Raw genomic sequence first — 21813 nt, 5'->3', positions numbered from 1 at the left:
TGTCGGGGTCAGGCCAGCAATTCCGTCGTGATCTGGGCTGACCCTTCCAGCGTTCTGTGAACGGGGCATTTGTCGGCGATTTCCAACAGCCGGGCGCGCTGTTCCGGATCCAGCGGGCCTTCCAGACGGATCTTGCGGCGGAACTGGTCGATTTTGCCGTCGCTGGCCAACCCGGCATCCTGCCCGTGCACCTTGTTGTGGCAGACATCGACGGTGATGCCGGTCAACGGCCACCGTTTGCGCCGCGCATACATGCGGATCGTCATCGACGTACACGCCCCCAGACCCGAGGAAACGAACCCGTAAGGCGACATGCCTCTGTCGGTGCCACCATACGAGGCAGGCTCATCCGCCACCGTGTGATGCCGGGGACCGGACTGGATGTCCTGCAGGAACCCCGAGGGATCAACCTCGGTCACGCGCACCACGCCCTCGGGTGCGCCGGGGGGGGGTGCGGGCGGGCTAAGAGGGATATAGCGCGTCACCCATGCCGCAATCACGTCGGCAGCGTATTCCGCGTCCGAGGCGCGGGTGATCAGGTGATCGGCGTCGTCCAGCGTGACAAAGCTTTTTGGGTGTTTGGCGGCCAGAAAAATGGTGCTGGCATTGTCGATGCTGACGGTTTCATCACGCGGCGCGTGCAGGATCAGCAGGGCCGCTTTCAGATCGGCAATCGCCGGGGTCAGTGCGGATTCCGAGATGTCATCGACAAAGGCCTTTCCAATACGGAAGGGACGGCCCCCCAGCATCACCTCGGCCGATCCGTCCTGATCGATCTGGGGCAGGGCGCCCTCGAAATGGTGTGCGACATGACCGGGGTCGGCGGGTGCGCCCAATGTGACCACCGCCTTGACGCTGGGAATACCGGCCCGGGCGCGCAGAACAGCTGCACCCCCAAGCGAGTGACCGATCAGCAGGGCCGGGGCCATATTTCGCCCGGCCAGATAATGAGCAGCGGCGATCAGGTCCTCGACATTCGAGGTAAAGGTGGTGTTGGCGAACTCTCCGCCCGAATGGCCCAGCCCGGTGAAATCAAAGCGTAAGACGGCGATGCCCATCGCAGCCAGACGGGCGGCGATCCGGCGGGCGGCGGGGATGTCCTTGGAGCAGGTAAAACAATGCGCAAACAATGCGGTCGCCAGCACTGGCCCATCCGGCAGATCCAGGCGTGCAGCCAACTGGTTGCCGTCGTGACCGGCAAAAGTAATGCGTTCGGTGGGCATGGCTATTCCTTACGTGTCGGGATGGGGCCAATAGTGTGTGCTTCGGGCTGGTGCCTCAACCCCATTGTAAGACGCGTCACGGGAAGGTGAGGAAAGTGAGCGCTTTGGGGTCAGGCAGGCGGATTTTCAGATGTTCAATTTTTGTGATGAAATAAATGATAAATATTCGTTTTATTAATTTAAAGGAAACCCCCATCTTGCAGTTATCACACAGAGCAAGCCAAGGAGGCTCACATGTCTTTCACCGCATCCGCCCCGCGCGGCGTTGTTTTCCGCCCCGATCTTCTGATCGTTATCGCCCTGACCGGAGTTTTGGGCTTCACGCTGGGTCAGACCTGGCCGACGGCATCGGCCACACCTGAAATCACCATCCCGTCCGAGGACTGGCACGGCAACGTTCGGCGCTCTGCCTGGCCTGATTGAGGCCTTAAATCTGGCCCATCAACTGCGGATCAAACGGATAGGTTGTCAGGTTCTCATACCCGTTCTCGGTGATCAGAACCTGATCTTCGAGCTTGATCGAGAAGTCGCCGCCAACCTCACCGACGGCGGCTTCGACACACAGGACCATGCCGGGTTCGAGCGGATAGTCGTAAGCGCCCGCCACCGCCTTGTCCGGATAGGCGACCAATGGCCATTCATCACACAGGCCGACGCCATGCATCAGGCAGCCGTATTTCTGCGCCTGGAACTTGTCGTCCAGCTTGTGTGTATTGGCGGTCAGTTCGGGGATCATCACGCCGGGCTTCAGCATCTGCATATTGGTCATGATGTGCTCATGTGCGTGCTGCATGGCATAGACCATGTCAGGGCGGGGTTTCTCATCCCCGATCCACCATGTGCGCGAGATGTCGATGCAGATGCCATAGGACCCAATCAGGTCGGTGTCGAAGGCGATGATCTCATTCTTTTGGGTGATCCGAGGCCCGCATTCCTGAAACCACGGATTGGTGCGCTGCCCCGACGCCAGCAGACGGGTTTCGATCCATTCACCCCCACGCCGGATATTTTCGGCGTGCAGAACGGCCCAGATATCATCCTCGGATGTCTTGCCGTCGCCCACATTGGCGCGGGCGAATTTTTCCATCTCGGCCACGGCGGTTTCGCAGGCGTGGCTGGCGCAGCGCATGGCTAGAATCTCATCCGGCCCCTTGATGGCGCGGGTCTTTTCAGTGACCTCTTCGCCTTCCATGATCTCGAACCCCTGCGCCTCTAGCGCGCGCAGACCGTGCAGCATGATCTTGTCGACAGCCAGACGTTTGTTGCCGCCGCCGTGTTCGTCGATCAGCAACCGCACCTCGTTCGAGAACACATCGGCGGCCACATCCACCTTGTCGCCGCGGTCGAAATAGAACAGATCCGCGCCCGAGCGCTGTTCACGCACCAACGGGTTGAATTTCGACAGGAAGGGCGAGTTCTTGTAATCCCAGATAACCATGTACCCGTCTGCGCACAGCAACACCGCACGGAACGGATTATGGGTGTTCCACAGCTGCATGTTGGTGCTGTCGGTGGCGTAACGGATGTTGAGAGGATCAAACATCAGCAGCCCGCCATACCCCCGTTCAACGATTGCCTTAGTCAGGCGTTTCCACCGGAATTCCCGCATGCGCGCCAGATCGGGCAGGGCAAGGCCGGCCGCTTCCCATTCCGCAAAGGCCAGCTGCGTTGGGCCGATCTCGATCCGGTCAAGATCGTTTGGGGTGCCATCGCCCAGTGTTGCGCCCTTGCTTGGGTCGATCTTGCGGCTGTCGCGATAGTGCTGGTTCATGGTGGGTCTCCCTGCCTGCCTTTAGCGTGACGACTCATTTTCCAGGCGTCTTGAAAGTTTGCGACGGCGCACCCGTCGCTTTTGGGCCGACAAACCGGCGAACTGGTGATAGGTCGATGTCATGGCAATCCTTCAGACCTCAATCCCTTATGATCCGCTGACCCCGCGCCCTTTGCCGGGAATCCAACCGGCAAGCATGGATGACTGGCTGCATTGCGATGATGCGTTTTCTGGGCAGATGCAGCGGCGCGAGGTGCTATTGCGGGAACGGCGCTCGGACGTTCTGGCGCTGGATTCCGCGGCTGAACCTGCGGCGCAAGAGCTTTTGGAACTGGTCCTGCATCAGGTCTATCCGGGTTGCACCGATCAGGCTACCCGCCCGGACGGGCAGGTTGTTGAAATCGACCGCACACGCCCTTTGGACACGTTGTGCCATCTGGTGCAGGAGGATTTCTGCATTCTGCAAAAGCACGGGGATCAACACGTCCTTACCGGCGCCATTCTGTGTTTTCCCGCCAGTTGGTGCCTGTCGGAAAAGTTCATGCGGCCGCTGATCGACATCCACATCCCGGTGTCCGGTTATGACGCCAATATCGCCCGCCGGGTGCAACGCCTGTTCGACGGGATACGGCCGGGGCGGCCGCTTTGGCGGTTCAATGCGTTATGGTATGAGGACGCCGAACTGCACCAGCCCCGCAGCGCCAATGACCGGCGCGAGGTTCGCGACCCGGGGGCCGCGCGGTTCCTGCGCAGCGAACGCCAGACCCTGTTGCGCCTGCCGGAAACGCGGGCGGTGGTCTTTTCGATCCATACCTATGTGCTTGAGGCGCAGCGCCTGCACAAAATGGAAAACCCCGCCTGACGGCGGGGCCTCCTAGGAGGGTATTGAAGTTTAGTGCTACATGCCCAACGCGTTAGCGACACCGGCGAAAGCTCCGCTTGTGCTGAGAGCAGAGATTGCGACGGTGTAGGCAAGAACCTGAGTGTTAAGGCGAAAATCTTCGCCCCTGATCAGGTTCACGGCGGCCACAGAGACCGCGATGGGTACTGACACGCTGGCCACGGCGCCGGTCAATCCCCAACTGGTCAGTCGCAGGATATCACTGGGCTTGTCGTGGTCGAGGGGGCGCGTGTCTTCGTCCCTATCAGTAGGCTGCTCGTTGGTTTCTGTCCGAAAAGCGATGCTGAGCAATTGCTCGTCAGACAACTGGATCGGCCGGGCTGCTTGTGTCAGCGCCTTTTTTTGTGGCTCGCCCAGGTTTTCTTCGTCAGGAATGTTCAGCCCCGCGAACGGGCCTGTCACTGCCTCGAAAATCTGTTTTCTGTTTCGTGGTTTTGAGGGCGTCAAAGTGTCGAACGCGCTCATGAACTGTTCAACGGTCAGGATCGTATTGGGCGACAGCCACTCGACACGCTGCGTCGCGCAGATATCGACCATACGGTACAGAATGACCACCAGCATGAGCTCAGAGATTTCGCTGTCATCCAACAACGGAGAAACCGGCGAAAGCGTGATTGTCAGCCGGTTCTTCGGCAGAGTTACAACCGGTCTGCTAGCTGTCTTCAGCCCTGCAGCACGGTCAAGACGTCCGAACCGATCCTCTGCGCCAACCACCTGAGTGTCCAGAGTCAGGCGAACCAGATACTGGCTGGATACGATGCTGGCCTCGGTCTCGCTCAGCATGTTTTTGCGTTCGACCAGGTGACCATAGTCCCCCAAGGTCGTTGCAACGATGGCGCTGAAACGCTCAATCGCGCCCTCGGTTTCCCCGTTGAACTGAAGACCGCCGTGATAGCTGTGCTTCGAAGTCACCACGCATTCCTTTGTCGTATCCTGTCCTGAGAAACAGGTTAACAACGGATATGGGGCAGATTTTGGCGAAAATGGAAAAAAATGAAAAATCAGCAGGATTGATTACTCATTGGAAACCTAGGCATTTTAAGGGCCATTTAACGTCTGTGGCAATAATGTGGCCGGATTGCGGTGGATTGGCGCGGAAAACTGGCGCGTATCAGCCGTCGATTCGGGCCGCCATGATCGCGATGGATTGCTGATAGACCGAGGCCGCGTTCCATTGCTGGATCACCGTGTAATTGGGTTGCCCCGGTTGATAGCCGCGCCCCGGTTGCCACCCTTTCTGACGTAGAAAATTCGCGGTTGAGGCCAGTGCGTCAGTGATATTGTAGAAATCCACTTGGCCGTCGCCGGTGGCATCGACCCCATAGACCAGCGCATTGCCGGGCAGGAATTGAGTGTGCCCCAATTCGCCATGCTTTGCCCCTTTGGTGGCGGTCGTAATACTGCCTTGATCGACCAGTTTTAGCGCCCCTATGGCATGGGGTATAAAGAACTCGGATCGGCGACAATCATAGGCCAGTGTCGTGATTGCGGAAACAACCTGGCTATCGCCCATAAAGTTGCCAAACCCGGTTTCCATCCCGTGGATTGCGATCAGCACGCCGCTGGGGACGCCGTATTGCCGTTCCAGGGCGGCGTAGAATTCTGGATTGCGCGCCTTGCGCTTGCGCCCTTGAGCCACGATCGTATCGGCGCCGCGGACCCGCATGAATTTGTCCAGCGAGTATTTAAAGCTCTTCTGATTGCGATCTGCGGCAATGGTGCGCGTGGCGTATTGAGTTTGCGCCAAAGCTTGCAGCCCCTTCTTTTTTACGCCGGCGCGCTTGGCCTTTTTCGCGAAATCCTGTTTCCAGGTCTCGAAACCGCTGCTTGTATTGCCGCAGGGGGCAGCAGTTGCGAGCGTTGGCAGTGTGAGGGCGAAAATCAAAGCAAATCGTAACATCAGTAAAATCCGGTCAAATAAAGGCTGATAGCAAGGGTAAGCTGCAATTCCTGATCCTCAAAGGAGTTAATAAAGATCCAGTTCGCCGGTGTCTTTCAGAGTTTCAAACCACTCTTCGGGCGTTTTGTCGATTTTGGCGTGTTTGACCATCATCGCGTTCATATTCGGAAGGTTCGATGAGTCCGGCCATTTTTCGGGCTGCCACAGGTTCGATCGGATGACGCATTTGGGGCAATGGGCAAACACTGTCTCGACATGGATCAGCAGGGCCAGCTTGGGCGCATGGTCGGCCACCGCCATTCTTTTCAGCAGTTCGGGATCGGCGCAGATCCGGGCGGTGCCGCGAATGCGCAGCGTTTCCATCTTGCCGGGGACAAAGAAGATCAGGCTGACGCGGGGGTCCAGCAAAACGTTGTGAAACGTATCCACACGCTTGTTGCCTGGTCGGTCAGGGATCGCCATCAGCGTATCCGAGATCACCTGAACGAAACCGGCCGGGTCTCCGCGTGGTGAGATATCCAGATGCCCGTCCGGATTGGCCGAAGCGATCAGGCAGAACGGCGAGGCTGCGATAAAGTCCCGGCACATCTGATCCAGCGCGGATATTTCCTTGGCAATGATCTGGGGCAAGGGCGCGCCGATTACGCGCTCCAGTTCTTCGGGCGTCGTGACAAAGTCCGAGAATTGCGAGAAGGGATCGTCAGTTGGCATTGCATCTCTCCTGACCGGGATGGCCCCGAGTGTGAAAGATCGTGCCAAACGAAACAAGGGCGCCCGATTGGACGCCCTTGCAGATGTAAACCCAAAACCGGATCAGCAGCTGTAGTACATGCCGTATTCAACCGGGTGCGGGGTGTGCTCGTAGGTTTCGACCTCTTCCATCTTCAGTGCGATGTAGCCGTCGATCTGGTCTTTAGTGAACACGTCGCCCTGCAGCAGGAAGTCGTGATCGGATGCCAGAGCTTCCAGAGCCTCGCGCAGGCTGCCGCAGACGGTCGGGATGTCGGCCAGTTCTTCGGCAGGCAGATCGTACAGGTTCTTGTCCATGGCTTCGCCCGGATCGATCTTGTTCTTGATGCCGTCCAGGCCGGCCATCAGCAGCGCGGCAAACGCCAGATAGGGGTTTGCGGCCGGATCGGGGAAGCGGGCCTCGACGCGCTTGGCTTTCGGGCTTTCGGTCCACGGAATACGGACACAACCCGAACGGTTACGGGCCGAATAGGCGCGCAGAACAGGTGCTTCGAAGCCAGGGATCAGACGCTTGTAGCTGTTGGTCGCCGGGTTGGTGAAGGCATTCAGCGTTTTGGCGTGCTTCAGGATGCCGCCGATGAAGTACAGCGCTTCATCCGACAGATCGGCGTACTTGTCGCCGGCGAACAGCGGCTTGCCGTCTTTCCAGATCGACATGTTCACATGCATGCCGGTGCCGTTGTCACCTGCGATGGGCTTCGGCATGAAAGTTGCCGATTTGCCATAGGCATGCGCGACGTTGTGGATGATGTACTTGTACTTCTGCAGCTCATCAGCCTGTTTGGTCAGGCTGTCGAAGATCAGACCCAGCTCGTGCTGACACGAAGCAACCTCGTGGTGGTGCTTGTCGACCTTCATGCCCAGACGCTTCATGGTCGACAGCATTTCCGAACGCAGGTCTTGCGCTTCGTCGATCGGGTTGACCGGGAAGTAACCGCCTTTGACGCCCGGACGGTGGCCCATGTTGCCCATCTCGTACTCGGTGTCGGTGTTCCACGATGCGTCGGTTGCATCAACTTCGTAGGATACCTTGTTGATACTGTTCGAGAAACGGACGTCGTCGAACAGGAAGAACTCAGCTTCGGGGCCCATGTAGGCAACGTCGCCGATACCCGATGCTTTCAGGTATGCTTCGGCTTTCTGGGCGGTGCCGCGCGGATCACGCTCATAGGCTTCGCCGGTGTCGGGCTCGACCACCGAGCAGTGCACGCAGATGGTTTTTTCCGCGTAGAACGGATCGACATAGGCGCTGTCGGTGTCGACCATCAACTTCATGTCGGATGCTTCGATCGACTTCCAGCCCGCGATGGACGAACCGTCGAACATGAAGCCTTCTTCCAGGAAATCCTCGTCAACCTGATCAGCCATCAGTGTGACGTGCTGGAGCTTGCCGCGCGGGTCGGTGAAACGAACATCGACGTATTCGGCGCCTTCGTCCTTGATCAGCTGAAGAACTGCGTCCTTGCTCATATTCTCTATTCCTCTACTTGGAGTGTTCGATTACAGCGCTTCCGAGCCGGTTTCACCGGTCCGAATGCGAATGGCTTGCTCGATGGGCGAGACAAAAATCTTGCCGTCGCCAATCTTGTCGGTCTTGGCGGCCGATACGATGGCCTCGATGGCGGCATCGACCTGATCGTCGTCCAGCACGACCTCGACCTTCACCTTGGGCAGAAAGTCGACGACATATTCTGCACCGCGATACAGTTCGGTGTGGCCTTTCTGACGGCCAAAACCCTTGACCTCGATCACGCTGAGACCCTGGACACCCACGTCCTGCAGCGCCTCTTTCACTTCGTCCAGTTTGAACGGCTTGATGATCGCTTCGATCTTCTTCATCCCGGGCTCCCTATAACACTTGTCAGAAAGGCACTGATCACGTCTAAGATCGGTCGGCAATCTGATTGCGAAAATGGCGGCATGTGTGTGCCGAGAAAAAAGGCGGCAGGTGAAATTTTGATCGACTTGCACAAAAAGTAATCAGAATTGAATCGCCGAGGGATTTGAGATGACGGAATTGCTGACAGCAGCGCAAATGCGGGCCATCGAACAGGCCGCGATTGAGTCCGGTGAGGTGACTGGGCTGGAGCTGATGGAGCGGGCCGGGCGCGGCGTTGTCGAGGCGATATTTGAAGAGTGGCCGGATCTGGCAAAATCGCCTGGCCGGGCTGTGGTCCTGTGCGGGCCAGGGAACAATGGGGGCGATGGTTTTGTTGTTGCTCGACTGCTCAAAAGTCGGGGTTGGGAGGTTGAGGTCTTTCTATTCGGAGACCCAATGAAACTGCCTCCGGACGCGCGTAAGAATTATGGGCGGTGGAGTACGCTCGGACCGACCAAAAAATTGACCGCCGAAGCTGTGGGGCAGGGCGACCGTCCAGACGTTCTGGTTGACGCAATGTTTGGCACAGGTCTGTCCCGCGCCATCCCACTGGATTTGGCAAAAGCCTACCATTCGGTCGAGGCGCGCGAAGTGGGCGAAAGGCATCCGTGGCTTGTTCCATTTCACCGTGTCGCAGTTGATTGCCCATCCGGGTTCGACACAGACAGCGGCAAAATTCTCCTCCCAGAGATGCCGGAAAACGCGGGCGACGAAGAAAAGGACTTGGAGGCCAAATGGAACTGGTGGGAAACGGACGCGTCAAAAAGGCTGTTTCAAACCGATCTCACGGTTGTCTTTCACAGAAAGAAAATTGGTCACTCTCTGTCTGATAGCAGCAGGTCGGTTCGCGTCGTTGATATCGGGCTGGGGACCGAGGACAGACATCCCGGCCACCTCAAGTCCCCAAGGCCAAAAGACCGCGTCATAGGTTTGGAGTTTGATCGACCAAAAGGGCGGCACGGACGCATTTGGCCCTGGTACGATCTCGACAAGAAATCGGTATTGAGGCCACATAAGTACTCTTGCGGCCACGCGTTGATCCTCTCAGGTGGCGCGGGCAAAACCGGCGCTGCGCGGCTGGCGGCGCGGGGGGCTTTGCGCATTGGGGCGGGGTTGGTGACCTTGGGGGTGCCTCCGGCGGCTCAGATGGAGGCCGCGGCACAGGTCACTGCCATCATGTTGCAGCGGGTTGAAGGCACGGATGGTCTGACCGATGTGCTGGAGGATGAGCGGCTGAATGCTCTGTGCCTTGGCCCCGGATTGGGTCTTGAACGCGCACGGGAATTGGTGCCGGTTGCTCTGAGTGCTAAGCGCGCGACGGTTCTGGATGCCGATGCGTTGACGGCGTTTGCGGATGATCCGGCAGATCTGTTCTCTCGACTCCACGAAAACTGTGTGCTGACGCCGCATGGAGGAGAGTTCTCGCGGCTATTCCCGGATATTGCCGAGAAGCTGGCGGCAACACCTACCGCAGGCCCGGCCTATTCCAAAGTGGATGCAACGCGCGAGGCCGCCGAGCGGGCAGGCTGTTTGATCCTATTCAAGGGGCCGGATACAGTAATCGCAGCCCCGGATGGGAGGTGTTCCATCAATGCGGCCTTTTACGAGCGCGCGGCTCCGTGGTTGGCGACCGCAGGCTCGGGCGATGTTCTGGCCGGGTTCATCACCGGACTGCTGGCCCGAGGGTTCAGCCCGATGCAGGCGGCGGAAACGGCGGCGTGGCTGCACGTGGAGTGCGCGCGCACGTTTGGCCCGGGGCTTATCGCTGAAGACTTGCCCGAGCAGCTGCCCAAAGTTTTCAAACAACTTGATATATGATTTTGCAGGCGGTTTTTAGCCGATCCATCAGGCCTTCGGCGGCATTTGGCCGACCGGTCTGCTGTGGTGTCAAAGCGAGTGTTTGCCAGACGCGCAGCCGGGCGTCAGAATTCCTTTGGAGCGGGCCTCCATCTGCCGTCTTTATGCAGATAAAATGTTGATTGTAATGGGAATTAATTCTGGCTTTCGTGCTCTTAGTGGCAAGCATGCAATACTTTGAAAGTATTGGGGGCAGCTACTGGAGCATCGGCGCCATGCGCGCGATTGATGAACATCGAAAGCCGGAAATTTCAAGGTGAATGAAATGACGCAGAAACTAAAACTGTCCTCAATGGCTGCTGTGCTGGCGGCGACAACGGCAATTCCTGCCGCAGCCGATTTGAAATACGAAAACAACAGTGGCGGTTATGTAGAGCTATACGGTCAGTTCGACCCGGTGATCGTATCCGTCGATGATGGTGAGGAAACCGAGACTCGTTTGCTGGACAATGATCTGTCCAACAGCCGCGTTGGTCTGCGCCTGATGCAGCCCTACGGCAGCAACGAGTTCATGTTCCGGTTTGAATCCGGGCTGGGCCTGCCAAGCACGGGAACGGCCAACCAGGACGGGACAAATACCAATGGCTGGACGCGCAGCGATATCCGCCACGTCGATTTCTCGTTGAAAGGTGGCTACGGTAAATTCTCGGCCGGTCAGGGCAGCATGGCCTCGGATGGGGCTGCCGAAACCGATCTGTCCTATGTCGGAACGGCGTTGTATTCATTCACCAACGACGAAAACGGCGCCTTCTTCTATCGCGGAACTGACGGTGTCCTGAGCGATATCACCGTGGGCGATTCCTCCAGCAACTTTGATGGCGCACGTCGCGGGCGCATCCGCTATGACACTCCGGATTTCAACGGGTTCTCGGCCGCGATTGCCTATGGTCAGAACATCCTGTCCAGCAGCGATGACGACGACTATTACGATATCGCGTTTTCCTACGGCAACACCTTCGCCAACGGCGTCGAGTTCGCTGCGAGCGTGGCCTATGCGGTGCGTGATTTCGACGACAGCTCGGGTGAGCGGAAAGACACGATCGGGTCCGCTTCGGTTTTGTTGCCCAGCGGCTTCAGCTTTACGGCCGCCTTGGGCACGCGGGACGACACGGCGACCGGGGCCAGCGATCCGGATTATTGGTACACCAAGCTGGCCTATGAAGGGGACTGGGTGTCGTGGGGCAAAACCGGCGTCGGTATCGATTACTTTGACGGCTCGGATTTCGAAAACGAGGGATCCAGCACCAAGTCCTGGGGTATTGCAGTCGTTCAGCGGATCGACAGCATCAATACCGATGCCTACCTGAAATACCGCAACCACGATTTCGACGACACCGTCGATTTCGACAAAAACGAAGCGTGGGTTCTGGGCGCGCTCTGGAAGTTCTGATCCAGGTGGTCTGAGGGACAGGCGCTCCGGTTCGTTCCGGGGCGCTTTTTTGTTCAAATCGGCGGCAAAACAAGACCGATCCGGGCTTTGCCCCTTGCACGCGGGCGGCTGGGCAAATAGAAGGCGTCAAATTTGCCCGGCGCGCCGTTTTGCGCGCCCCGAATCCTATGGGGACTACCATAATGCAGGTTACCGAGACGCTGAACGAAGGTCTGAAACGCGGCTACAACATCGTCGTGTCCGCGGCTGAGCTGGACGACAAGGTGAACGAAAAACTGGTCGAAGCGCAGCCTGAGATTGAGATGAAGGGCTTCCGCAAAGGCAAGGTGCCGATGGCGCTGCTGAAAAAGCAGTTTGGCCAGCGCCTGCTGGGCGAAGCGATGCAGGAAAGCATCGACGGCGCCATGAACCAGCACTTCGAAGACAGCGGTGACCGTCCTGCGCTGCAGCCGCAGGTGAAGATGACCAACGAAGACTGGAAAGAGGGCGACGATGTCCACGTCGAGATGTCCTATGAGGCGCTGCCTGCAATCCCGGAAGTTGACCTGAAATCGGTCGAGCTGGAAAAGCTGGTTGTCAAAGCAGACGACGCGGCTGTCGAAGAAGCGCTGAACAACCTGGCCGAAACCGCTCAGGACTTCAAAGCGCGCCGCAAAGGTTCCAAAGCCAAGGATGGCGATCAGGTCGTGATCGACTTCGTCGGTAAAGTGGACGGCGAAGAGTTCGAAGGCGGTTCCGCCGAAGACTACCCGCTGGTTCTGGGCTCGAACAGCTTCATCCCCGGCTTTGAAGAGCAGCTGGTCGGCGTGAAGGCCGAGGAAGAAAAAGACGTCAACGTCAAGTTCCCCGAAGAATACGGTGCCGAGCATCTGGCGGGTAAAGACGCTGTCTTCACCTGCACCGTGAAAGAGGTGAAAGAGCCCGTCGCCGCCGAGATCAACGACGAACTGGCTACCAAGTTCGGTGCCGAAGACTTGGCCGCGCTGAAAGGTCAGATCGCCGAGCGTCTGGAAGCCGAATATGCCGGCGCGTCGCGCGCGGTGATGAAGCGCGCGCTGCTGGACATTCTGGACGAGAAAGTCTCGTTCGACCTGCCGCCGTCGCTGGTTGAAGCCGAGGCCAAGCAGATCGCTCACCAGCTGTGGCACGAGGAAAACCCGGAAGTCGAAGGTCACGACCACGGTGAGATCGAGCCCACCGACGAGCACAACAAGCTGGCCGAGCGCCGCGTGCGTCTGGGCCTGCTGCTGGCCGAGCTGGGCCAGAAGGCCGAGGTTGAGGTCACCGATGCCGAGATGACCCAGGCGATCATGAACCAGGCGCGTCAGTACCCGGGTCAAGAGCGCCAGTTCTTCGAGTTCGTGCAGCAGAACGCTCAGATGCAGCAGCAACTGCGCGCGCCGATCTTCGAAGACAAGGTCATCGACTACATCGTCGAGCTGGCTCAGGTTGCCGACAAAGAAGTCAGCAAAGACGACCTGCAAAAAGCCGTTGAGGCACTGGAAGAGGAGTAATCCTCTTCCGCCCATCAACAACATGGGCATAAAAAAAGCGGAGCCGCCTGTAAATCAGACGGCTCCGGTGGGTGGCTTTTGTACTATGAGGTGAGGGGGTCAGGCCTCATGAGCAAAAGCACGGGGGGTACTTAACAGAGCGGTCTTCTGCTCTGGTGTGAAACGGTCCGAAAGCGCTTCGATCAGTTTCAGGATATCGTTGACTTCGTCTTGCGTTGTTGCCGAATGCATTTGTTCGACAAAGTACTTTTCAAGCTCAGTCAGCGGTTGGTGGTCGCGGTTCGCAACGCTCGGGTCGGCCGGTTTCTTGCTGTTGAACAGAGCCAGAGCCTGATCTTCTGTTAGAAACACGCTCTCTTGGATGTCGGCAAATTCCCGGAGGCTGGCGATGCGCTCATCGGTGCAGTCCACCAGCGCCGCGAGGGCCGAAACCTTGCCCATCGGCACGGTTTTACCGACATAGTCGTAAGGCGCACAGGCCGAGCGTTTGAGGACCCGATCCATCACCGGATCAATGACTGTGACAATGTCCTGGACGCCTGCAGCTTTGGCATATTCCAGCGAACCAATCATCAGTTCACAAGTGGCGTAGGACAACGAGTTCTGGCCTTTGCCGCGGGTCAAACGTTGGGTGTCGACGCAGAAGCGGGTGGATTCCCACAGCGTCGCACTTCGAATTGGTGGTTCTCCGTCCAGAATGGCCGAGAAAACATCGGCCAGCATATGAGGGCCGGTGGTCTGAAGGGCACGCACGGCTGCGACGACATTCCCCTCGTCGTCGAACCCGATTACGTATGTCGGATCGAGGTGATCAAATTCGTCGATCTCTTTGCCATCTTCAATTTTGACATCCCATCCGAGACGGTCGCCAAATACGCGCGCTCTCAACTCGAACATTTCGTCAAGAACTTCGCCGAACAGATGTCTGTTCAGCCCATCTACTACGATGATCATTTCTTCCCCCTTCGAGTGGTTGTTCGGTAAACCAAACGTTACAGTTTCGAGGGGGAATATCTATTGGGGGTTTCCCGTATTTTGTTCAGATTGTGGGATTGTTGTGTTCAACCCGTGCCGATAAGCCCGACTGCGATGGCACGCCCCACGGCCTGAGGTGTGGTCAGCGCGCACAGCTTTTCCCGGCTTGAACGCAGATGGACCTCGACCGTACGGTGAGAGATAGAGAGGATGTCGCCTATGTCCTGCTGCGATTTCCCTGCTGCAACCCATTGCAGAATCTCTGCTTCACGGGTGGACAGGTTGGGGTGGTACAGCGCACCGGTGAACGCGTCCGAGGTCATCACATTGTCATGAATGTGTACTGCCATGGCCTGAAGGTCACTGATGGTGTGGGCAGAGAGTTTGCGCCATTCTTCCTGGGGGCAATTACGCGTCACACTTAGAAACCCTACATCGCCGTATGGTCCGCGGACGGGAATGGTAACCCCTTGACTGGACAAGCCAAAATCATGCGCATCCCGGAAAACGCGTTGGAAGTTGGGGCTGCGTTCCAAGCGACTCCAATCAACCGGAGCAATACTGCGCTTGGCCATATGCAGGGTCGGGTCAATCATTACCAGGTCGTGTTTCTGGTAATGTTCCTTCCAATCGTCATTATAGGTAACGTGGCCCGCAACTTTCCCCTCTGACGGGTTCATTCCGGCATAGGCTGCATGGTCCATTTCAAACTTTTCGCACACCTGTTGCAGAAACTCGGTAAACCGAGATTCTGAACCTGACAGTGTACTCAGATCGATTATTTCCATTTTGCGCCTGCGAACCACAACTAGATTTGAGACCCGATGGTGTCTTCGGACCAGAACCTTACCCAGGGTGTAACTGTCTTACCTTGAGTAAATTAGGACAGCACATTTTCCGGAATATGACAAGACAAGGGGAAACTGTCCGATCATTTCGGATAGGTATTGTTGGGAAATAAGCATTTTGGACACTATTTCATCGGTTGTACGCAAAATATCCTATGCGAAAGGATTCAAAATCCTACGGTGAAGGTTGAAGCCCGGTTTCGACCAGCATACCCCGCGCCTTGGCTTCGGGATAATACCCTTTGGCATACAGAAAAATCGCCCGTTGCTGGTCACCGTCCGAAAGCAGCCACGCACCGCGCAAGTACTTGCCCGCAAATTCCAGGTTGGTATCCGCGTCCAGCAGACCCTGAGCATTTCCGGAATAACCCATCGATCGCGCCGTGGCCGGCAGGATCTGCAGCAGGCCGTAATAGGGGCGGTTCACCGCCCAGGGGCGATGCGTGCTTTCGCGGATTGCCAGCTTGTGCACCAGTTCGCGCGGGACCTCGTAGTGGTCCGCCCAATGGTTGATCGATGCGCGCAGCTCGGGCGTCTCGTTGGGGTACAGCGGTGGATCGAATGCATCCTGTGTCGGCGTGTCTGGCCCGCCACAGGCGGCAAAGGGGGCTGTCAGCAGGATGGCGAGGACGCTGCGGCGCAAGAAAGATGTCATCTGAGTACTCCGAAATTCAGCCGCGATGATAGGAAACACGAAGCCGCGTGCAAGCATAGGTCTTAATTCTGGCTGAATTTTGCCCGTTTGGCTTGTGCAAGAAAAAAGGCCGCACAAATTGTGCGGCCTTTTCAAATCTCACCTCAGCCGGATCAGGCTTTGGCTTCGTCTTCTTCAGCCGGAGCTTCTTCGGCAACCAGCTCTTCGTCGTCGGAAGCGGCGGAACCGATATCGTCGAACAGTTCGGCGATCTCGAATTCAGCAGCGGCTTCTTCTTCCGCGGCCAGTTCCTGGATCGATTTGCCCGATGCCTGCAGTTCGGCTTCTTCTTCCGAACGGGCAACGTTCATCTTGATCTCAACTTCGACCTCGGGGTGCAGTTTGACTGCCAGCGAGTGCAGACCCAGTTCCTTGATCGGCGCGATCAGGGCAATCTGTTTCTTGTCGACGGTGAAACCAGCCTCGGTCGCGGCGTCTGCGGCGTCACGCGGGGTGACCGAGCCGTACAGAGCGCCGGCATCCGATGCCGAGCGAATCACGATGAACTGCTGACCGTCCAGCTTTTCAGCCAGTGCTTCAGCTTCTTTCTTGGTTTCCAGGTTGCGTGCCTCAAGCTGTGCTTTCTGGGCTTCGAACGACGCGATGTTGGCGTCCGATGCGCTCAGGGCTTTGCCTTGGGGCAGCAGGAAGTTGCGGGCGTAGCCGGGCTTGACGTCAACGACGTCGCCCATCTGACCCAGTTTCGCAACGCGTTCCAGCAGGATAACTTGCATGTCAGTCTCTCCTTACTTCACGGCGTAGGGCAGCAGGGCGAGGAAGCGGGCACGCTTGATAGCACGGGCCAGTTCACGCTGCTTTTTCGCCGAAACGGCGGTGATGCGCGAAGGTACGATCTTGCCGCGCTCAGAGATGTAGCGCTGCAGCAGACGGGTGTCTTTGTAGTCGATTTTCGGCGCGTTCTCACCCGAGAACGGGCAGACCTTGCGGCGGCGGAAAAATGGTTTTGCGGCCATGGTTTATGTCCTTTCGTCAGGCTTAGATCAGCGGCGCTCGCGGCGGCCTTCGCGCTCATCGCGCTTCTGCATCTGGACCGAGGGGCCCTCGGCATGCTCGTCGACCTTGATGGTCAGAACGCGCATGACATCTTCATGCAGGCGCATCAGGCGTTCCATTTCCTGAACCGCGCCAGCAGGCGAGTCGGTCTTCAGGAAGGCATAGTGGCCTTTGCGGTTCTTGTTGATCTTGTAGGCCATCGTCTTGACACCCCAGTACTCGCTTTCGACGACGTTGCCGCCGTTGTCAGCCAGAACGGTGCCGAAATGTTCGACGAGGCTTTCTGCCTGCGCGTTGGACAGGTCCTGACGCGCGATCATTACATGCTCATACAGTGGCATGTGCACTCCTGTTTCTATCAAGGCGCATTTCATAGGCGGGGCCGTTTGGTCCTTCGCGACCCTGCCACGAGAGGCTGCGCGATTCATGTGATTTGCGAAGGATGGCCCCATATACACGTTTCAGCCCGGGGGGCAAGCCCTGCCACAGGTGCCTTGGTGAAGTCGCGCTAATTCCACCGCACTGCCCAATTCCTGACGTTTTTCGGCTCAAAGTTGTTTTCATACCGGGGAACTTCCGGAGAAACCGGACCCAGGACGGCAACCTGAAAACAGGGTGAGAGATATGACCGCGATGAATACGAATACATTCGAAGAGTCCGCAAAATCCGCGAGCTATGAGAAATCCGTACCAGTGCTGATCGGGTTCGAGCCGAACTGGAAGGTCCGAATGGTATTGGCCCGCATTGCGGGGGCGTTTCTGATCGTGATGGCGTTTTCCATGTGGCTGATGGACGGTTCCGCCATGGGAACCGAGGTCTGGCCGATCAAACTGGCCGCGTCGCTGATGTTCCTGCTGGTCGGGGTCAGCCTGCTGACGATCCAGATCCTCGATGCCCGTCCTGATGCTTATTTCGACCCGATCCGCCGCGAGGTACGGGTATTGCAGAAGAACGAAAACGGACGGCCGCAAACCGTTCTGCGCCGCAGCTATGACACACTGGGTGGCGCGCGCTTTGACGACGAACAGGTCGAGCTGTTCGATGTCGATGGCAGCCTGCTGATGAAGCTGCCGCTGCAGTCGGCGGATGTCGGCCGGGCGCTGAAAGGGCAACTGAGCGGAAGTGTAACAATCTTCGCCTAAGTTTTATTCTGTTCACGAAAGAACAGAAACTGTGAGAGAATAATACTTGTGTGCTGCCTTTAGGCAGCACATTTTTGTTATTGAGCAACCCAACAGGTTTGCATTCACAAAATTGCGGAGATTGTCATGAAATCCACCCTTCTTGCTGCTGCACTGGCCGTTTCGGCGACCTCGGCGTTTGCAAGCGCCGAGAAATACACTCTGGACCCCAGCCACAGCCAGGTGGTCTTCACTTACAACCACCTTGGTTTCTCGACCACTACCGGCATGTTCTCGGGCTTTGAAGGCGAGATCATGTTCGATCAGGAAGACCCCGCCGCATCCAGCGTTTCCGTGTCGATGCCTGTGGTCGAGATGTTCACCGGCTGGAAACCGCGCGAAGATCACTTCATGACCGAGGATTTCTTCGGCGTGGCCGAAGGCGACATGATCACTTTTACCTCGACCGGTATTGAGGTCACTGGTGAAGGCACCGCCAACATTACTGGTGATCTGACCATGAACGGCGTGACCAAGTCGGTCGTTCTGGACGCCAAGCTCAACCAAGTTGCTGATCACCCGATGGCGAACAAGCCGTGGGCGGGTTTCGACGCGACCACCACGTTGGTGCGCAGCGATTTCGAATTGGGTCAGTTTGCACCCTTCGTCAGTGACGAAGTCGAAGTTCGGATTTCGATCGAGGCACAGAAGGCTGAATAAGCCGGTTTCGATCCTCTGAAATGAAACCGCCGGGGTGTTGCCCGGCGGTTTTTTTAGCTCTGCCGCTCGGCAGTCAGGTTGACTGAGACCACGACCCCAAAGCCCAGAGACTCTTCGGTCGGCTGAGAGGTGCCAACGTCGAAATCCAGACGGTTGAGCTCCAGTTCTCCGGCCATCGCGGCGATGTTCTCCTGCAGGTCCAGAGTGAACGGCAGCACGACATCCACCGATTTGTCTCGGATGGTCAGGGGGCCACGCGCCTCATATCCGGTGTCTGTCTTGTAAATGTCGGCTTTGAATTGCGCGGTCGGGAACTGGGCGCTGTTAAAGAAATCTGCGGCCATGGCCTGATCCGTCACCGTTCCCAATGTCAGGGACGTGATGGAGATTGTGACGTCCACGGTTCCGGCCAGCCCCGGTTCGGCTGGTTCTTCAAAGGCGATTGCGGCGGTCCAGTCGGCGAAACGGCCGGTCACCGGGCTGCCCAGCTGGGCGATGGTGATGGACAGGTCGCCGTCCTGCACTTGCCAGTCCGACTGTACCTCGGTCAGTTCGGCGGTGTCGGTCGCTGCGGCGGAGTGGTCCGAGAAGATGCCGATGGACCAACCACCGATCAGGACTGCCACCCAGACCGCCAGCGCCGCGACTGCCGGCATCATTGAATGGTGCTGCGCAGGGGGCTGGGGCGCGTCCGATTGGCCGGGCAACATGCGGCGCAGGGTGCTGTCCTTGTCGACCACATGATGCTTGAGGGCCCCGGCGATGTGCAGGACCAGAGACCCGGCCAGAACCCAGATGAACAGCCAGTGCAGGCCGGACGTGACCTCGGAGACAAAGGGCGACTTGGGTACGAAGGGCAGGTTTTGCCCGAAGGGCCACAGGATCGGCGCGAACCCTTCGGATGCGGCATGATGCAACCAGCCGGTCAGCGGCACCAGAACCAGCGAGGCATAGAGCATCCAATGAACGGTCTCGGCGGCGAAGGCTTCGGGTTTGTTCTCGGCGTTCAACAACCCCGGCTTGGTTTGCGTCACCGCCCACAGGATGCGGGCAAGGGCGACAAAGAAAACAGTGACCCCCACGGTCTTGTGCAGCGAGAACAGGCGGGTCGCCCGGGCGATATCGTCCTCGGTGGTCGGAATCGAGGGGTCATAGATCGCATGGGCCAGATCATTGGCGATCCATCCCAGCGGCAGCGCCGTGAATATCAGCAGGGCGGTCAGCCAGTGGAACGTCTTGGTCACGCTGCCATAATTGGAAAAGGTGTTGGTCGAGGACATCTGTTGCTCCGGGGCTGGGGTGGCTGACGTCAACCTAAAGCCATGGGATCAGGACTCAATAGCGTGATGCGCACATCAAAAGTGCCACAGTGCAGAGGTCAGGCAATGCTTGTGCCGCGTCCACACTCGGTTTACACCCCCCGGCAACCTAACGTCATCCAAGAGGTCGCAATGACACGCGCATTCGTTTTTCCGGGGCAGGGCGCCCAAACCATCGGGATGGGCAAGGCTCTGGCCGAGGCATACCCGGCAGCTCAGGCAGTGTTCGACGAGGTCGACGAAGCCCTGGGTGAAAAGCTGAGCAGCCTGATCTGGGAAGGTGATATTGCGGACCTGACGCTGACGCAGAATGCGCAACCGGCGCTGATGGCAACCTCGATCGCCGCGATGCGCGCGCTGGAGGCCGAGGGCGTTTCAGTGACAGACGCCTCTTTTGTGGCCGGCCACTCATTGGGTGAGTATTCCGCACTGGCCGCTGCCGGAGCGCTGTCGGTTGCCGATACCGCCCGTCTGCTGCGCACCCGTGGCCAGGCGATGCAGAGCGCCGTGCCGGTGGGCGAGGGCGCAATGGCCGCCATTCTTGGGCTGGATCTGGACGCGGTCCGCGCCGTTGCCGAAGCGGCCGCGCAGGGTGAGGTCTGTCAGGCCGCGAATGACAACGACCCGACGCAGGTTGTGGTTTCGGGCGCCAAGGCTGCCGTGGAACGCGCGGCAGAGATCGCCAAGGAAAAAGGCGCCAAACGGGCGGTAATGTTGCCTGTAAGTGCTCCATTTCACTGTGCGCTGATGCAACCTGCTGCAGATGTAATGGCAGAGGCTCTGGCTGCTGTTGAAATCAAGGCTCCTGCTGTGCCCCTGGTTGCGAATGTACGCGCCGAAGCGGTTGCCGACCCGGACCTGATCCGCCAGTTGCTGGTCGAACAGGTCACCGGTTCGGTCCGTTGGCGCGAAAGTGTGCAGTACATGGCCGCGCAGGGTGTGACCGAGACATGGGAGATCGGCGCAGGCAAGGCTCTGTCGGGCATGATCCGCAAGATCAATCGCGACATTGCGGGCAAGGCCGTCGGCACGCCGGAAGACGTGCAAAAGGTCACCCAGGCCGAATCGTAAGTTGAAAACGTCCCGTTGGGACGCACGAAAAGGGAAACCGAATGTTTGATTTGACAGGTAAGAACGCGCTGATCACAGGCGCTTCGGGTGGTATCGGGGGCGATATCGCGCGCGCGCTGCACGGCGCTGGCGCCACTGTCGGGCTGTCTGGTACACGGGTCGAGCCGCTGCAGGCACTGGCGGATGAGCTGGGCGAGCGTGTCCACGTGCTGCCCTGCAACCTGAGTGATCCCGAAGCCGTCGCGGCGCTGCCGAAGCAGGCGGCGGATGCAATGGGGTCGGTCGATATTCTGGTTAACAACGCGGGTATCACGCGGGACAACCTGTTCATGCGCATGTCGGACGAGGAATGGCAGAGCGTGATCGACGTGAACCTGACCGCCACCGCCAAGCTGTGCAAGGGCGTTCTGCGCGGCATGATGAAGGCGCGCTGGGGTCGGATCATCAATATCTCGTCCATTGTAGGTGCAACCGGAAACCCGGGTCAGGTCAACTATTCCGCGTCCAAGGCGGGCATGGTCGGCATGACCAAGTCTCTGGCCTGCGAGGTCGCAAGCCGCGGAATCACGGCCAACGCGGTGGCGCCAGGCTTCATCACGACGGCGATGACCGACAAGCTGACCGACGATCAGAAATCCGCCCTCCTGACACAGGTTCCGGCCGGTCGTATGGGTGAGCCATCGGAAATTGCTGCGGCAGTTCTGTACCTTGCCAGCCCTGAGGCGGGTTATGTTACAGGAGCGACCTTGCATGTGAATGGCGGCATGGCCATGTTGTGATCGCACGCCGAGGCAGGCGCGAAAGCGTTTGCCTCGGGCGTTGTCTGTGCTATAGGCGGCACATGTATGCAGGGGTCGGCCAAACG

General features: G+C 58.2%; 23 protein-coding genes. 9 read left to right on the top strand and 14 right to left on the bottom strand.

The features are described from left to right. Positions 1–8 precede the first annotated feature (8 nt). Positions 9–1223 (bottom strand): bifunctional alpha/beta hydrolase/OsmC family protein, encoded by a 1215-nt coding sequence (locus ACR0NT_RS06495; RefSeq protein WP_170443317.1) that lies wholly within the window; start codon positions 1221–1223, stop codon positions 9–11. Positions 1224–1457: 234 nt separating this feature from the next. Here ACR0NT_RS06495 and ACR0NT_RS06490 point away from each other — a divergent pair, with 234 nt between their 5' ends. After that, complete coding sequence (locus ACR0NT_RS06490; RefSeq protein WP_170443319.1) at positions 1458–1646, top strand: hypothetical protein; 189 nt, start codon at positions 1458–1460, stop codon at positions 1644–1646. Positions 1647–1650: 4 nt separating this feature from the next. Here the strand turns inward: ACR0NT_RS06490 and dddP are convergent, their stop codons facing one another. Further along, a complete protein-coding gene (gene dddP / locus ACR0NT_RS06485; RefSeq protein WP_170671941.1) occupies positions 1651–2994 on the bottom strand; it encodes a dimethylsulfonioproprionate lyase DddP in 1344 nt (447 codons plus the stop codon). A 121-nt stretch (positions 2995–3115) separates the two neighbouring features. On the opposite strand from dddP, the gene ACR0NT_RS06480 reads away from it, so the two are divergent. Then, positions 3116–3856 (top strand): heme-dependent oxidative N-demethylase family protein, encoded by a 741-nt coding sequence (locus ACR0NT_RS06480; RefSeq protein WP_170671939.1) that lies wholly within the window; start codon positions 3116–3118, stop codon positions 3854–3856. A 36-nt stretch (positions 3857–3892) separates the two neighbouring features. Here the strand turns inward: ACR0NT_RS06480 and ACR0NT_RS06475 are convergent, their stop codons facing one another. From ACR0NT_RS06475 to ACR0NT_RS06455, 5 genes are all read right to left on the bottom strand, one after another. Beyond that, on the bottom strand, positions 3893–4807 hold the full coding sequence (locus tag ACR0NT_RS06475; protein WP_480442762.1) for a hypothetical protein: 915 nt from the start codon (positions 4805–4807) through the stop codon (positions 3893–3895). 199 nt (positions 4808–5006) lie between these two features. Then, complete coding sequence (locus ACR0NT_RS06470; protein WP_170443327.1) at positions 5007–5795, bottom strand: lytic murein transglycosylase; 789 nt, start codon at positions 5793–5795, stop codon at positions 5007–5009. A 66-nt stretch (positions 5796–5861) separates the two neighbouring features. After that, entirely contained in the window at positions 5862–6506 is a 645-nt protein-coding gene (locus ACR0NT_RS06465) for an MSMEG_1061 family FMN-dependent PPOX-type flavoprotein (protein WP_170443329.1), read from the bottom strand. A gap of 102 nt (positions 6507–6608) precedes the next feature. Continuing rightward, positions 6609–8015, bottom strand: coding sequence for a type I glutamate--ammonia ligase (gene glnA / locus ACR0NT_RS06460; protein WP_170443331.1), 1407 nt, complete (start codon positions 8013–8015; stop codon positions 6609–6611). Between the two features lie 30 nt (positions 8016–8045). Further along, on the bottom strand, positions 8046–8384 hold the full coding sequence (locus tag ACR0NT_RS06455) for a P-II family nitrogen regulator (protein ID WP_170443334.1): 339 nt from the start codon (positions 8382–8384) through the stop codon (positions 8046–8048). A 169-nt stretch (positions 8385–8553) separates the two neighbouring features. On the opposite strand from ACR0NT_RS06455, the gene ACR0NT_RS06450 reads away from it, so the two are divergent. The 3 genes from ACR0NT_RS06450 (at position 8554) to tig (ending at position 13185) form a co-directional block, all read left to right on the top strand. Beyond that, positions 8554–10242, top strand: coding sequence for an NAD(P)H-hydrate dehydratase (locus ACR0NT_RS06450; RefSeq protein WP_170443336.1), 1689 nt, complete (start codon positions 8554–8556; stop codon positions 10240–10242). Between the two features lie 304 nt (positions 10243–10546). Then, a complete protein-coding gene (locus tag ACR0NT_RS06445; protein ID WP_170671935.1) occupies positions 10547–11671 on the top strand; it encodes a porin in 1125 nt (374 codons plus the stop codon). 182 nt (positions 11672–11853) lie between these two features. Continuing rightward, positions 11854–13185, top strand: coding sequence for a trigger factor (tig, locus tag ACR0NT_RS06440; protein WP_170443339.1), 1332 nt, complete (start codon positions 11854–11856; stop codon positions 13183–13185). A 99-nt stretch (positions 13186–13284) separates the two neighbouring features. Here tig and ACR0NT_RS06435 read toward each other — a convergent pair whose 3' ends face one another. The 6 genes from ACR0NT_RS06435 to rpsF form a co-directional block, all read right to left on the bottom strand. Then, complete coding sequence (locus ACR0NT_RS06435; protein WP_170443341.1) at positions 13285–14139, bottom strand: acyl-homoserine-lactone synthase; 855 nt, start codon at positions 14137–14139, stop codon at positions 13285–13287. Between the two features lie 107 nt (positions 14140–14246). Beyond that, positions 14247–14948, bottom strand: a complete 702-nt coding sequence (locus tag ACR0NT_RS06430) for a LuxR family transcriptional regulator (protein ID WP_170443343.1) — start codon at positions 14946–14948, stop codon at positions 14247–14249. Between the two features lie 235 nt (positions 14949–15183). Beyond that, on the bottom strand, positions 15184–15663 hold the full coding sequence (locus ACR0NT_RS06425) for a lytic transglycosylase domain-containing protein (RefSeq protein ID WP_170443345.1): 480 nt from the start codon (positions 15661–15663) through the stop codon (positions 15184–15186). Between the two features lie 152 nt (positions 15664–15815). Beyond that, positions 15816–16436 (bottom strand): 50S ribosomal protein L9, encoded by a 621-nt coding sequence (rplI, locus tag ACR0NT_RS06420; RefSeq protein ID WP_170443347.1) that lies wholly within the window; start codon positions 16434–16436, stop codon positions 15816–15818. Between the two features lie 12 nt (positions 16437–16448). Further along, positions 16449–16676 (bottom strand): 30S ribosomal protein S18, encoded by a 228-nt coding sequence (gene rpsR / locus ACR0NT_RS06415; protein ID WP_005608650.1) that lies wholly within the window; start codon positions 16674–16676, stop codon positions 16449–16451. 27 nt (positions 16677–16703) lie between these two features. Continuing rightward, the gene (gene rpsF / locus ACR0NT_RS06410) at positions 16704–17057 is read right to left on the bottom strand and encodes a 30S ribosomal protein S6 (RefSeq protein WP_170354526.1); all 354 of its coding nucleotides are present in this window, start codon (positions 17055–17057) and stop codon (positions 16704–16706) included. Between the two features lie 283 nt (positions 17058–17340). Between rpsF and ACR0NT_RS06405 the strand changes: the two genes are divergently transcribed. After that, a complete protein-coding gene (locus ACR0NT_RS06405) occupies positions 17341–17859 on the top strand; it encodes a hypothetical protein (protein WP_170671933.1) in 519 nt (172 codons plus the stop codon). Between the two features lie 126 nt (positions 17860–17985). Continuing rightward, complete coding sequence (locus ACR0NT_RS06400; protein WP_170325292.1) at positions 17986–18558, top strand: YceI family protein; 573 nt, start codon at positions 17986–17988, stop codon at positions 18556–18558. Positions 18559–18611: 53 nt separating this feature from the next. On the opposite strand, the gene ACR0NT_RS06395 is transcribed toward ACR0NT_RS06400, so the two are convergent. Next, entirely contained in the window at positions 18612–19838 is a 1227-nt protein-coding gene (locus ACR0NT_RS06395) for a cytochrome b/b6 domain-containing protein (protein ID WP_170671931.1), read from the bottom strand. Between the two features lie 171 nt (positions 19839–20009). On the opposite strand from ACR0NT_RS06395, the gene fabD reads away from it, so the two are divergent. Further along, a complete protein-coding gene (gene fabD / locus ACR0NT_RS06390) occupies positions 20010–20948 on the top strand; it encodes an ACP S-malonyltransferase (RefSeq protein WP_170671929.1) in 939 nt (312 codons plus the stop codon). A gap of 41 nt (positions 20949–20989) precedes the next feature. Further along, positions 20990–21727, top strand: a complete 738-nt coding sequence (gene fabG, locus ACR0NT_RS06385; protein WP_170443354.1) for a 3-oxoacyl-[acyl-carrier-protein] reductase — start codon at positions 20990–20992, stop codon at positions 21725–21727. The last annotated feature ends 86 nt before the right edge of the window (positions 21728–21813 follow it).

The organism is Ruegeria sp. AB10, assembly GCF_056542745.1.
This window is presented reverse-complemented; position numbering and strand designations above follow the sequence as displayed.